Genomic DNA, 13,353 nt, shown 5'->3' on the forward strand with positions numbered 1-13,353 from the left:
GCTAGTCCATCGATGCACTTGGCTGAGGTACATGTGTGTGTGAAGTACTATTGCCGTCGTCACCCTTAGTAGGCTTTTTGCGTACAATCTTGCGCTTAATAAACGTAAACGGACCACGTAAATCAAGCAGTATTAAGTACAAGCACGGCACCAATATAAGCGTTACAAGCGTAGCGTAAAGTACAGCAAAACCGAGTGCCGCAGCCATTGGTACAACAAACGCTGCCTGTAGGCTTGTTTCAAACATAATGGGCAGTACGCCCACAAACGTAGTGATTGAGGTTAACGTAATCGCTCGGAAGCGCGCGGTACCAGCTTCGGTCACCGCTTCTTTAATGCTGTAGCCTTGTGCACGGCGCTGGTTCACAAAGTCAGTCATGACTAGTGAGTCATTGATAACAACCCCTGCCGCAGCGATTAGGCCAAAGTTAGACATCATAGATAAGTCTAAGCCCAGCACAAAGTGGCCGAAGACTGCGCCTGTAAAGCTAAATGGGATAACCGACATGATAATAAGTGGTTGCCCATAGCTTTTAAGTGGTACAGCAAGAAGGATATACACCATGATCATGGCAGCTAAGAAAAACAATATCTGCTCATTCTGTTGCGCTTGCTGCTCCTCAATGTCACCACCAAGTTCAGTCATAACCGACGGGAACGACTCTTTTAATTGAGGAAGTAGCTTCTCTCTAATTTCAGTGACCACTTCGTTTGGCTCAATCTTTTCTTCATCGATATTGCCCCAAATGTAAACGCTACGGTATCCACCTTCACGGCGAATGTAGCTTATACCTGGTTTCTCCTCTAAGGCCACAACGTCACCCAGCATAACTTCCTGACCATTAGGCGTGGTGATCAAAGAGTACTTCAAGTCGGCGAAGCGTTCGCGGGTAAGTTCTGGGTAGCGCACCATTACTTTCACTTCTTCACCGTTTCGAATAACACGTTGTGCCTCGCCGCCGTAGAAGCCTGCACCTACTTGAGAAGCGATGTTAGATAGAGTAAGACCCAAGTCGTACGCAACTGGAAGCAATGTCATTTGTACTTCTTTGCTTGGAGGGTCGATAGTTGAGCTAACGTCAAACAAGCCCTCTTGCTGCTGCAGCATTTCAATAAACTTAAGACCTGCTGCGTTTAGGGTGTCGATATCAGGGCCAAAGAGTAAATAACCAAATTCGCCGTCATCACCATCACCGTTTACGTCATCAACTACGGTAAATGATTTCATGCCGGTAATTTCAGGAATGGCTTCGCGCCAGCGACGAGCAAGCTCAAACGTGTCGATAGGGCGGTCTTCTTCATTAACTAATGGCGTTAAAATACGGCCTTCAGTTCTGTCATCGTTAAACGCCAGACGGTCTCTTATCATGCCTTGACCAAACTCATCGATGATTTGTTCTTCAACGTCTAAGATTGTTTGCTCAACAATTTTTAACGCGTTAATGGTTGCTAAATCTGAGACGTTTTCATTCATCTCTATTTTAACGCTTGGGAAGTCATGAGGTACTTTCGGATTGGGGACCATTCTTACGTAATTAGCACCAATAAGCCCCATACTTAGCATTAGCATTGCGACGAACATCATGAGTACAGCCCAGCGCCATTCAATCGCTTTCACTAGAGAACGCTTGTAAGGACCGTTAACAAAAGCAAAGAATCGCTTGTTAAAACGCGACCGCCAGCTATTTTGTTTAACTGGGGAAAATTTAGTGTGGGCTAAGTGGGCCGGCAGAATGAGCTTAGATTCAACTAGACTGAATGCTAAACACAAAATTACGACAACAGCGATATTATAGAAGAACGCGCCTTCAGGCCCGCTGCTTAGTGTAAACGGAGCAAACACGGCGATAGTAGTTAAAACACCGAATGTGGCGGGCGTAGCTACGCGCTTGGCACCGCGGATTACATTGTCAACACCGCCACCTTTGCTTTCAATTTCGGTGTAAGCACTCTCGCCAATAACGATCGCATCATCAACCACAATACCCAGTACCATGATAAATGCGAACAGCGAAAGGATGTTTATGCTTACACCAAACAAAGGCATTAGCATCATGGCACCAAGGAAACATACCGGTAAACCAACCATAACCCACACGGCAAGCCTAAAGCGCAAGAACAGGGTTAACATTAGCGCCACTAGAATTGAGCCTTGAACCAGGTTCGACAACATCATGTCTAAACGAGCGTTAAGGTAATAGGTCATATCAACCAGAATTTCTAGGCTTACTCCTTGAGGAAGGCTTTCGTTTTTCTGATCAATATAGGCTTTTACGGTTTCGGCTACAGGAATGGTGTTTTGGGTTTTAGTGGCTTTAACGGCAATGTAGATAGCGTTCATGCCGTTGTATTTAAAGTAGCGTTCACCTTCAACAAATCCATCGTTGATATAAGCGACATCGCCCAAGGTTACCTTAGCGCCGCCTGTGCCAATTTTAATAGGGATTTGCTTAAACTCATCGCCGCTGTAGTACTGGTTTTCAACACGTACCGATACGATACCTGAATTAGTTCTAAGCTGACCTGCGGAAATGTTGGCAGAGTAACTATTAATTGCCTGTGTGACATCGGCAATAGTTAAACCGTACTTCCTAAGCGTATCAGGTTTAATTTCGATGGCAATTTCATCGTCCGGCGTATTGGCTTCAACCAAAGAGATAGAGCCAAGTTGTAGAAGCTCATCTTCCACCTCTTTTGCCAGTACTTTGAGTTCTGATAAAGGCAAGTCACCGACAATAGGCATTTCGATAACTTGCTGCTGGAACTCTACTTGGGAAACATTAACCGGCTCCATGCCTGCAGGGAAGGTGGCAATACTGTCAACGCGAAGCTTCACCTTATCAAGTACATCTGTTAATTCAGCTTTGGTATCAATTTCCAGTGTAACTGCACCGCCACCGCGAAATGCACGTGAAACCGTACGCTTAATCTCAGTAATGTCTTTTACCGCTTCCTCAACTTTAATGAAAATACTCTCTTCAATCTCTTGAGGTGAAGCTCCAGGGTAGTTGGCTTCAACGGTGATGTAGTTTATTTCGATGTTTGGAAACATCTGACGCTGAATAGTGAAATAGCTCGCTATCCCCATGATGATGATAAAAATCATCAGTAGGTTGGCGGCCACCGAGTTTCTGGCGAACCAAGAAATAATGCCGGTTTGTGTATCGTTGTGGTTTTCCATGACAGCTCCTTAGTTCGCTTTTGCTGTCACAATTTCGGTCGTGGTCTCAATGACCTTAACAGGCATACCGTTTTGAGGATATTCGGGCAAACTCATCACGACTTTTTTGGCATTGAAATCGCCTTGAATAAGGAAGTCGCCATTTTCTTCGCGAACAACTTTAACCTTTTGCGATTTTAATCTGTCTTCGTCATCTAACGTCCATAACAATCTATTGGTTACCAACTCTTGAGGTACGCGGTACACATCGCTAAGGGTTTTTCCTTCAAATGCGATTGTGCTATATGAACCAAACTTCACGATAGGCTTCGACGAATTGATGGCGTAAGGATCTTCAATACGGGCAACGAAATAGCTCATACGCGTGGTGTTATCTACCACACCCGTATCACGGTGAATGGTACCTTTTACAGTAGCGCCCTGCACATCATCTACTTCGATGGCGATTTCACTACCAATGGTGTTGTCTGCTAGAAAAACACGGTCAAAGCCGGCTACAGGGAAGGTTACTTCAGCGTATTCGATGTTGTTAATGACAGCGACTGGCGTGCCTTGAGTTACATAGTCACCAGTGCTGATATCTCTAGATACTATAAGTGCATCGTATGGTGCTTTTACCTTACAGTTGTCTAAGTCACGCTTTGCGATTTTAAGCTGCGCTTCAGCTGATTTTACGCCAGCTTGCGCACTCATCACTTGAGGTTTGCGAAGGTAAAGGTCAGTAACCCGTGCGTTAGGCATCGTTTTCGCTTCTTTGGCAGCGACATCAGCTTGGGCTTGCTCTTGGATAAGCTGTGCTTGCGCGCTAGCGAGGTTAGCTTCAGCCAGCAACAATGCCGCTTCATATGCGTCAGCTTCTATTTCAAATAAGGTTTCGCCACGTCGAACCAGACCGCCGCTCACAAACTTAGGGTTCCAGCGCTCAACTTCTCCCGATACCTGAGCTGCAAGGTTTGTGGTTTCAAGGGGCGTTATTTCGCCATACGAGGTAAGTTGAACGCGCACGTCTTCTGGCGATAAAGCTTCAATAGTCACCGTTGGGCGGGTATCAACTTCTTCTGTAATAGTATTATCAGAGGCAGAGGCTTCGATTCCTTTCATACCTAAGTAGCCTACTAATAAAACACCAATAGGCAGTGCAACTTTCATCCATTTCATGGCTAAATCTACTTTTATAGCGAATACTTTACATAGTGTAGCGCTAAAGTGTTTCAGGAATACAGCGCAAATGTAACTAAACATGAGTCAATTTTGTGTAAAGTCAGTTATCCCTACTAATTTAAACAGGGAAATTGGTTTAGTTTTCTGAAAAAGAGGGGGAGCTCAGCGCCGAAAATTCACACACGCAATCTCGACCATTATCTTTGGCATAGTAAAGTGCTTGGTCTGCTCGACGAACGGCGCAGGAAATATCTATATCGGGATTAACTTCGCTCACCCCGAAACTACTCGTTACATGGATCTCGCTACCGTTAATATTAAGCGGTGCGTTGTTCAAAATATCTCGAATATTTTCCAAAGCATTTACAGCACCCGCTTCATCGGTATCGGTAAAGATGAACATGAATTCTTCGCCACCCCACCGTGCGAGAATATCTTGTCCTCGCAGGCGAGAACTAAACACTTTTGAAATCTGACGAAGGACCTCGTCACCTTGTTCATGGCCTAAGGTGTCATTAATACTTTTAAAGCGGTCAATATCTGCAAGGGCGACCGAAAATTTACGTTTGCTTCTCAGCATTCCTGCGTACTCGCGCTCTAGACACTGCTGCGCCCCTCGCCGGTTTAATAACTGAGTTAAGTGGTCATGCTTGGCCTGGCGCTCAAACTGCTCACTTAAATAAAGTGCGGTGTCGTAACTTTTTTGTCTACTGTACTCATAAAACGCCGACAGAAATGAAACGGTTAAAAAAGAATACAGTAAACGAGTTTTAAACGCGTAGGTGTAGTTTGCTACAAATGAAGCGTCATTGAAGCCGAAAAGTACGATGGCGCTAACTAGCGTGAAGGCAATAAGTGCGATGAGGCCTCTGACAAAGCCTGCAAAAAACATAGTGACTGGCGGCACCAAGTAAATCCAAAGGGGACCGGTATTGTCTTTACCACCGGTAATCAGCAGTAGGAGAGTTAGTACCATTAAACAGATAATGAGAAGTGTTATAGACCATGTACGAGCTTTGGCTGATGCAAACCGAACTTGTAACCGCTGTGAAATAGCAAATACTACACTGGCAGTAAATAGGGTAGTGGAAAGGGAATATTCACCGTCAATAAAAGCCCTGGAGCCAAGCAAGAACGTGATAGACATACCCACTGCCGCAAAAAGGTTCACCACCATAATGCGTCTGTTGGTTTCATCTTTGTAGTGACGGCTTACGCCACTAAATACGTATTGCTTGAGAGAGCCGAACATGATTAAGCAGATTTTGTCACAGTTTTTCTAATATCTTCTGCAAGTTGTTGGATAGTATTTCTCATTGCTTTGATACTTGGAGAAAATCCATCATCTTCAAGGAGCGTTTTGTATAAAAATGGGTAGCTTTGCGTTTGGCCTTCCACGTGAGTAATCACATATTGGCCAGATAGAATAACTTCCCCTTCATAGGTGCTGACAAAATCATTGAGGTGCAACGCCATATGAATGGCTTCTTCACTTGCGTAGTGATCGGGGCGAAGCAATGACACTTGCTTTGATGCTAACGCGCTGGTTAGCGCCTTAGTAAGCCCTTCGTCTACAGGCTCGGCCCACAAGTGACTGGTTGAGATATGCAAGTTGGTGTCACTGGTTTGGTACACAAGCCCACGGTGTTTGAGATATTCCGGTAGGGTTATCTTATCTATTACAACAGCTGTTGATGCTTTGTTTACGGTATATGCACTGTCACCCGTGGTGTGAAGTAAATAGTATGTCAGCGAACGAGGCGCGCTACTACACGCCGATAATACGCAGGTGAAAAGCGCAAATACACCGATAAACAGCGCTTTACCTGTAGGTTGAGATGGGAAAACATTAAACTGCTGTATCATTCTATTTATTCCTTCCATCCTTGTTTTTGAATGTTTCGCTATGGCATTACTGTCAATTGACATTCACTGTAGCGTATTACTTTCTTAACATCGGCTAATTATCAAGGATAAAGAGCATTCATTTTTTACACCATTTTTGCTCGAAAATTAACCGCGCATTTGTTTGACTCTGCTGCGCTAATTCTTTGCTTTAGGTTGAATGTCCGCTTCATCATCCTTTGAAAATATTAAACTATTCGGAGACTGGTTTAGCTTTAACAATAAAGGCTGAATATTGCGCATGGTTTCTTGCAGCGCATCAACGGTCTCTTTTATCTCAGACTGGTTAAAACCACCCTCGCTGTAATTTTTAAGCAGGCCATCAAGGCTAACAAGAACCTGATTAAGATTACTATTTAATGCTTTCGCATCAATATCAGCGATAAGTACATCAAAGTCGCTGCTTGCCGTTTCCACAGACTCAGCAGCTAAACGCATGTCTTCAACGGCTAACTGCACATTTTCCACCATTTCCTTAAGCGGAAGCTGATTGATTTTGTCTAAAATTGCGTCGGCCTTTTGCGTCAATTGCGTGAACTCGTTACTAACAGTTGGAATTACTTCGTAGCCGTTAATCACTTCAATGCCGCTGTTACTGTCGGCATCAGGTACATGCTGTAAATCTACATACAAACCACCTGTTAATACATTACCCATGCGTAGCGATGCGCGAAGATCTCTTTCTAGCCAGTTTCGAATGGTTTGCTTTATTGCACTAAGGCCTTCTTTGGTATCTGGCTGCCTTGCTTTACCGGGGTAAATATTAATAAGCACGGGGATGGGATAATCTCGCTCCAAAATGTTGCCATCTAAAGCAGGGAAGGAGTTGATAGCAGTTACGTTGCCAATTTCAATACCACGGTATTCAACCGGTGCGCCAACGGTTAGACCTCGCACACTTTCATCGATAAGTAGCAAGTATTCAGCGGCGACTTTATAACGTGCATCTGAGGCGGATGTGCTATCCCCATAAATTGTGAAAAAGGCGTTATCTAGCACTTGTTCACCTTTTGGCACGCCGTCAGGGATCCCAAAGGTGATACCGTTTGCTAATAAGGTTTCCAAGCTGCCTGTTTCAACGCTTACACCGTTCGATTCAAGCAACAATTTAACACCGCTAACATCCCAGAAACGTGTCGTGTTGGTTATGAGTTTATGGTAAGGCGCTTCAATAAATGCGTCGTAATACACCACACGTTCTTCAATATTAAAGGTAGCGTCTTCAAACTCGCCAACTTTAAACCCTTTATAAATAACAGGATCGCCAGGTTTGTAGGCAAATTCGTCGTCACTTTTTAACATAACATGCAGCCCTGGAGTGCCAGGAGGCGTAACCGGTGGGCGCTCAAGTGCCGTAAAATGGAGTTGCTCTTTGCCTTTATCACGGGCTGACATGGCAATATAGCTGCCAGACAAGAGGGTGTTAAGCCCTGAAACCTCTGAAAAACTTATACGGGGGGCGACAACCCAAAACTTTGCATTTTCATTGAGTAGATGGGCCGCGCTAGCATCAATTCTGGCCGTGACAAGTACGCCGTTTAAGTCAGGCTTTAGCGTTATCTTTTTTACCTGCCCAATATCTAGGTCACGCACTTTTATCGGTGTTTTGTTCACCTCAATACCTGTTGCCGAATGCAGCTCTATCGTAATAAGAGGGCCCTGATTCTTCCATTGGTAGTACACCATCCAGCCACCAATAACGATAACAAGAATTGGGATAATCCAAATGCGAGAAATGGACGAGGTCGGTTTGACCTTAGCTTCATTAATGTTCGGATCGTTTGTGGTCATGGTAATTGCTTCCACTGCTGCCAAATTAGCCTCGAATCAAACGTCATCGCGGCTATCATCGTTACAAATACAACGGCACAAAAGGCGAGTGCCGCTTGGCCCGGATAAATAGACATGGTATTCCCCATCTGAATAAGGGATACCAGCACTGCTACAACAAAAACGTCTATCATCGACCAGCGGCCTATCGCCTCAGTGATGCGGTAGTAACGTATACGTAATTGTTTTGAAGTGGTTTTCTCTCGCTGTACGGAAAAATTCAGCCAAGCAAGAATGATAATTTTTGCCACTGGCACTACCACGCTGGCAACTAAAATAATAATCGCCACTGGATACGAGCCCGATTCCCACAACGATATGACACCACCAATAATGGTATTGGGCGTCTCTTGGCCAAAAAATTCAGTATACATAATTGGCAGTACATTAGCAGGAATATATAAGATACAAGCGGTGATCAACAACGCCCACGTGCGCTGAATACTCTCTTGCGCTTGTGCTTCACACAGTGGTTTAGGTTGTGGTGGTTGGCCTTGAGACATCCACATGGCGTAGCGTGTGGGATCAAATTGGGATATACAAAGAGCCGTGAACGCTGAAAAGCCAACGAATGCGTAAAATGATAGGCCTATGGAAACGTCGGCCAATTCGGTAATTTTTATAAGGCTAACCAAGGTACCAACAAGAAAAATTTCTGCCATGCTCCACGGTAAGAGGGCTTTCACAAGTTTGTAAAGCCGCGGCAAGTAAAAGGGGCGTCGGTTTTGTAATTGAGCTAACGATAACAATAGCAGGCCGCCGAGTACCATTCCGGGCAGCAGTAGCGTCGCTAAGCTGGTTATTATCGCTAGTGATAAATAATCGTTTTCAATGAGTACGGTAATGCCGGTGGGCAAGTCAATACTGTGCTTTTGACCGCTAGCTTTAAATGTCAGAAAGTTAAAAGGTAACGAAAGTAATAAAAATATCAGAGCACTGAAAGTATAAGCGAGCAACTTTTCGCTTGCGCCATCGCGATGAGATATTAGTGTGTGGTTACATACTGGGCACACGGCACGTTGCCTGTGTGCTAGGGCGGGAATGTGTACCTGAGTATGGCATTGCTCACAAACTATAGATAACGTATTTGATTCAGCCATGTGCTTTTGCACGCCACTTTTTGTATGCTCGTTGTATGATAGATAGCAGCCTAGAGGTATAACCCGTTGATTTTTAGAATCAACAGCATAGCTTATTGCAGGCATGTCGGGAAGTATAGCCAGTCGTATTTATCAGTATAACAACAATAATTGACGATTAAGTGATGGAAATAGCAAACGAAATTCGTAGTGTATATGGAAAAATTAAGAAGCAGGTAAGTCGTTTATTCCTGAAAAGGCGTGTTGGTTTTTTGCGTTTTTGGATGAGTATTACCTTTGCTCAGCGATGTTATTTTTTAGCAACCAGCATGCTTTTGGGGTGGTATGCTTCTTATTATTTTCTATCTGTTTTTCTTACTGCTATTGAAGCCGTTTGGCGTTGCGCGGTTTTGGCATCCAAAACACTATCGGTTCGCTACCTCTACCACATTGGTAAGGCTAGCATGGACACGGGGCGTGGCGCTGCAGCTGGGAGTTTTAGCTGGGCAAGTTGGGCTACTCTCTGAATTTAGTAGTGAAAGTGCTAACCCTTTAATAAGCATAGAAAACGTAACGGAAAATGAGCTTGAAAATGGTGAAGCGCAACTTACTAAGGAACAAGCAGAAGATATTTCTGAGTTAGAAAAGGACTTAACCACGCTACTGACTATAACGGTTCAAGAAGTAAAAAAGCCCGCATGTAGCAATCTACATGCGGGCTTTTAAATCTAGCGAACAACTGCTTAGAAGCTAGCGTTGCCCGGTGTACGTGGGAATGGGATCACGTCACGTACGTTTTGCATGCCGGTTACGTATGCTACAAGACGCTCGAAACCAAGACCGAAACCTGAGTGAGGTACGGTGCCGTAGCGGCGAAGGTCCCGGTACCACGCGTAGTCTTCTTTCGATAGGCCCATTTCGTCAAGGCGTGCATCGAAAACGTCTAGGCGTTCTTCACGCTGTGAACCACCGATGATTTCACCGATACCTGGCGCAAGTACATCCATTGCTGCAACAGTCTTACCGTCATCGTTAATGCGCATGTAGAATGCTTTAATATCTTTCGGGTAGTTTTGCATGATAATTGGCGCACCAACGTGTTCTTCTGCAAGATAGCGCTCGTGCTCAGAAGATAAATCGATACCCCATTCAACAGGGAATTCAAATTCTTTGCCGCAGTTTTGCAGAATTTCGATAGCGTCAGTGTAGTCCATGCGAACAAAGTCAGAGCTTACTAACTTTTCTAAACGCTCAATGGCGTCTTTCTTAATACGCTGAGCAAAGAACGCCATGTCGGCAGGCAGTTCTTCAAGCACAGCCTTACATACATACTTCAGCATGTCTTCAGCAAGCTGTGCTACATCTTTCAATTCAGCAAACGCCACTTCAGGCTCAATCATCCAAAACTCGGCGAGGTGACGAGATGTGTTTGAGTTCTCTGCACGGAACGTAGGGCCGAAGGTGTACACCTTAGACATAGCTGTACAGTAAGTTTCAACGTTAAGCTGACCTGATACCGTAAGGTAGGTTTCTTTGCCGAAGAAATCTTCTGAATAGTCAACATTACCTTTGTCGTCGCGTGGAAGGTTCATCATATCAAGGGTTGATACGCGGAACATTTCACCTGCACCTTCCGTATCGCTTGCCGTTAGAATAGGCGTAGAGATCCAGAAGTAACCTTTCTCATGGAAAAAGCGGTGAATCGCCTGAGACAAACAGTTGCGAACACGGGTTACCGCGCCGATAACGTTAGTGCGTGGGCGAAGGTGCGCATATTCGCGAAGGTACTCAATGCTGTGACGTTTAGCGGCCATTGGGTAGGTATCAGGGTTTTCTACCCAACCCAAAACTTCAACGTCAGTCGCGTCAATTTCAACGGCTTGGCCTTGGCCCTGAGACTCTTTCACTGTACCGGTAACCGATAATGAGCAGCCTGCTGTTAAGCGCTGGATATCGGCATAATTTGACAGAGAATTTAGCGCAATAACTTGTACAGGATCGAAGCAACTACCGTCGTGTAGTGCAATAAATGATAACCCCGCTTTAGAGTCGCGGCGTGTTCTTACCCAACCCTTTACGGTTACCGATTCGCCAACGGCGTACTTACCTTTAAGTACGTCAACTACGGGCGCATGCGTCATGTTAATTTCTCCGTCTTACTAATTTTATGTTGTTGCTTACTATTGAGTCATTTTCAACAACATAGTGCATTAAACTGTGAATGAAAAAATGCACTAAAATTTGCTTTATAGTCAATGTTTTTGGATTGCCATGCCGATAACTTACTAGAATCTGTATTAGCTTTTCGCTTTTCAAAAAGGCATTTCGCAATTCGCTTGGTGCCAAATATAAGCAAAATACAGATCGAAACATGACTTGGTGATGTAAAAATAACCAATGAAATACAATCCAATAGCACGCTAGTATACCCAACATAAAGCGGGATGCCAGAGAACAGAGTGACAAATGGGAAATAAAAATGATTCGAACACGCCAGTGTCTCAGCAAGCACAAGAACCGAGTGCTACGCAAAGTGACGCTGACCGTTCTAGCGATGCCGAAAACGAGAGAAGTTCTATGACTTACGAGCAACTTGCAGAGCGACGTTCAACGCCCCGTTCTAAAACGCCTTTTTATAAGGTGATGCTTGGGTTAAACATCGTTGGCTGGGTTGGCATGGTTGTCGTACTCATACTGTTTCACTATGCGCGCCCTGACTTTATCAGTGGCGTGCAGCAGTACTGGGGAATAAAAGGCGATACCAGTTGGTCTGAAAGTCATTTATCGGCCATGACCATCTTGCTGCAGGTATGTTTGATAGTGAGTTTGGTTAGCATAATTATGCGTGCCAGAAGAAACCGTCGTCAAAGCGATAGTTTTGGCATAAACCTATTCATTTTATTTGCTATTGCGGCGATAAGCCTAATCACACTGGCTACCACACTGGGCCTGTGAATAGAGAAAGCGCTCTACATGCGGTGCACGACAAAAACATAACTCAAGGGCAAAATGACAAAGCTTTGTGAGTAGCGCTTTCGACAAGCGGTTTTTATGTCACTTGATGGGGTTGCTGTGAGCTTCCCATCAAGTGAGCGATGCATAATAAGCGTTATTATTTACAAGGCTTGCGGCAATAACTTAAATAAAAGCTGCTTGGATAAGCCAGTACGTATAGGCCGCGTAGGCCAGCACAAATGCTCCGCCTTCCAGACGGTTTAAACGTCCTTGGCGCTTAATGCCAATACAGAAAATGAATAGGGCAATGGTTGATGCGAACATCACCATAACGTCTCGGTATAAAAACTCAGAACCTACAGCCATTGGCTGAATGGTGCCTGCAATGCCCACTACTGCCAAGGTGTTGAACATGTTAGATCCGATCACGTTACCAATGGCTAAATCGTGTTCGCCTTTCTTCACCGCCATTAACGATGATGCAAGTTCTGGTAACGATGTACCAATTGCGATAACCGTCAACCCGATAATAGTATCGCTAACACCGAAGAAGGTGGCGACTTCTACCGCGCCCCATACCAGCATACGCGAGCTTGCAACTAGCAATAAAAGCCCCGCAATCAACCACATTACGTGGGTTTTTACTGTACCTTCGTTGCTATTAATCTCTTCATCGTATTCGTCGGCGAGTGCGTCTTTGTCGCCTTTCATACCGTGATAAATACTCCAAGAAAGCAGAAGCACAAACAGTCCCAACAAAGAGAATGCGTCGTCTTTCGAGATATTTAAGTCCCACACCTGCCATGCGGCAAAGAAGGTGATGCCAAGTAAAACAGGCAGCTCTTTCTTAATGATTTCAGATTTAACCGCAATAGGACTAATGATTGCGGTAAGGCCAAGGATTAACAGGATATTGGCGATATTTGAGCCATAGGCGTTGCCCAGCGCTATGCCAGAGTTGCCCTGGATTGCAGCAAATATGGAAACAATAATCTCGGGGGCCGATGTACCAAACCCAATAATGAGCATACCGATGAGCAAGGGGGAAACACCGAAATGATTGGCTACCGATGCGGCACCACCTACAAACTTCCCTGCGCTCCAAAGCAAAACCGGTAATCCGATTAAAATAGCCAAGCTGGCTAATAACATACGTACTCCTTAAACCATTCGTATCTTGTTTGCTTACTTCAATGTATAGGCAAACCCAATAAACAAAAGTCGTTTCAATCTATTCAAATG

10 protein-coding genes are annotated in these 13,353 nt (G+C 44.6%); 2 read left to right on the top strand and 8 right to left on the bottom strand.

Annotated elements, in window-relative coordinates; all coding sequences use genetic code 11:
* Position 1: 1 nt before the first annotated feature.
* The 6 genes from MHM87_RS11285 to MHM87_RS11310 form a co-directional block, all read right to left on the bottom strand.
* The gene (locus tag MHM87_RS11285) at positions 2–3,181 is read right to left on the bottom strand and encodes an efflux RND transporter permease subunit (protein WP_239259107.1); all 3,180 of its coding nucleotides are present in this window, start codon (positions 3,179–3,181) and stop codon (positions 2–4) included.
* A gap of 9 nt (positions 3,182–3,190) precedes the next feature.
* Positions 3,191–4,339 (bottom strand): efflux RND transporter periplasmic adaptor subunit, encoded by a 1,149-nt coding sequence (locus tag MHM87_RS11290; RefSeq protein ID WP_014948891.1) that lies wholly within the window; start codon positions 4,337–4,339, stop codon positions 3,191–3,193.
* A gap of 139 nt (positions 4,340–4,478) precedes the next feature.
* Positions 4,479–5,594 carry a GGDEF domain-containing protein gene (locus tag MHM87_RS11295; protein WP_239259109.1) on the bottom strand — a complete coding sequence of 372 codons (1,116 nt, stop codon included), beginning with the start codon at positions 5,592–5,594 and terminating at the stop codon, positions 4,479–4,481.
* Positions 5,595–5,596: 2 nt separating this feature from the next.
* On the bottom strand, positions 5,597–6,208 hold the full coding sequence (locus MHM87_RS11300) for an ABC-type transport auxiliary lipoprotein family protein (protein WP_239259111.1): 612 nt from the start codon (positions 6,206–6,208) through the stop codon (positions 5,597–5,599).
* Positions 6,209–6,385: 177 nt separating this feature from the next.
* A complete protein-coding gene (pqiB, locus tag MHM87_RS11305) occupies positions 6,386–8,038 on the bottom strand; it encodes an intermembrane transport protein PqiB (RefSeq protein WP_202940857.1) in 1,653 nt (550 codons plus the stop codon).
* The gene (locus MHM87_RS11310) at positions 8,035–9,177 is read right to left on the bottom strand and encodes a paraquat-inducible protein A (protein WP_239247232.1); all 1,143 of its coding nucleotides are present in this window, start codon (positions 9,175–9,177) and stop codon (positions 8,035–8,037) included. The genes pqiB and MHM87_RS11310 overlap by 4 nt, the downstream gene beginning before the upstream one ends.
* Before the next feature lie 324 nt (positions 9,178–9,501).
* On the opposite strand from MHM87_RS11310, the gene MHM87_RS11315 reads away from it, so the two are divergent.
* Complete coding sequence (locus MHM87_RS11315) at positions 9,502–9,882, top strand: hypothetical protein (RefSeq protein ID WP_053103808.1); 381 nt, start codon at positions 9,502–9,504, stop codon at positions 9,880–9,882.
* A 17-nt stretch (positions 9,883–9,899) separates the two neighbouring features.
* Here the strand turns inward: MHM87_RS11315 and asnS are convergent, their stop codons facing one another.
* Positions 9,900–11,297: an asparagine--tRNA ligase gene (gene asnS / locus MHM87_RS11320; protein WP_239259113.1), complete on the bottom strand. Its 1,398-nt coding sequence runs from the start codon at positions 11,295–11,297 to the stop codon at positions 9,900–9,902.
* Positions 11,298–11,622: 325 nt separating this feature from the next.
* Between asnS and MHM87_RS11325 the strand changes: the two genes are divergently transcribed.
* Complete coding sequence (locus MHM87_RS11325; protein ID WP_239259115.1) at positions 11,623–12,111, top strand: hypothetical protein; 489 nt, start codon at positions 11,623–11,625, stop codon at positions 12,109–12,111.
* Positions 12,112–12,294: 183 nt separating this feature from the next.
* On the opposite strand, the gene MHM87_RS11330 is transcribed toward MHM87_RS11325, so the two are convergent.
* Positions 12,295–13,263 (bottom strand): calcium/sodium antiporter, encoded by a 969-nt coding sequence (locus MHM87_RS11330; RefSeq protein ID WP_239259117.1) that lies wholly within the window; start codon positions 13,261–13,263, stop codon positions 12,295–12,297.
* Positions 13,264–13,353: the final 90 nt, after the last annotated feature.

The sequence above is a fragment of the Alteromonas sp. Cnat3-28 genome (assembly GCF_022348265.1).
GTDB lineage: Bacteria > Pseudomonadota > Gammaproteobacteria > Enterobacterales > Alteromonadaceae > Alteromonas > Alteromonas macleodii.

Coding starts and splice junctions, on each gene's coding strand:
- MHM87_RS11325 (WP_239259115.1), top strand. CDS start 11,623: ATGGGAAATAAAAATGATTCGAACACGCCAGTGTCTCAGCAAGCACAA.
- MHM87_RS11330 (WP_239259117.1), bottom strand. CDS start 13,263: ATGTTATTAGCCAGCTTGGCTATTTTAATCGGATTACCGGTTTTGCTT.
- MHM87_RS11300 (WP_239259111.1), bottom strand. CDS start 6,208: ATGATACAGCAGTTTAATGTTTTCCCATCTCAACCTACAGGTAAAGCG.
- asnS (WP_239259113.1), bottom strand. CDS start 11,297: ATGACGCATGCGCCCGTAGTTGACGTACTTAAAGGTAAGTACGCCGTT.
- pqiB (WP_202940857.1), bottom strand. CDS start 8,038: ATGACCACAAACGATCCGAACATTAATGAAGCTAAGGTCAAACCGACC.
- MHM87_RS11310 (WP_239247232.1), bottom strand. CDS start 9,177: ATGGCTGAATCAAATACGTTATCTATAGTTTGTGAGCAATGCCATACT.
- MHM87_RS11285 (WP_239259107.1), bottom strand. CDS start 3,181: ATGGAAAACCACAACGATACACAAACCGGCATTATTTCTTGGTTCGCC.
- MHM87_RS11315 (WP_053103808.1), top strand. CDS start 9,502: ATGCTTCTTATTATTTTCTATCTGTTTTTCTTACTGCTATTGAAGCCG.
- MHM87_RS11290 (WP_014948891.1), bottom strand. CDS start 4,339: ATGAAATGGATGAAAGTTGCACTGCCTATTGGTGTTTTATTAGTAGGC.
- MHM87_RS11295 (WP_239259109.1), bottom strand. CDS start 5,594: ATGTTCGGCTCTCTCAAGCAATACGTATTTAGTGGCGTAAGCCGTCAC.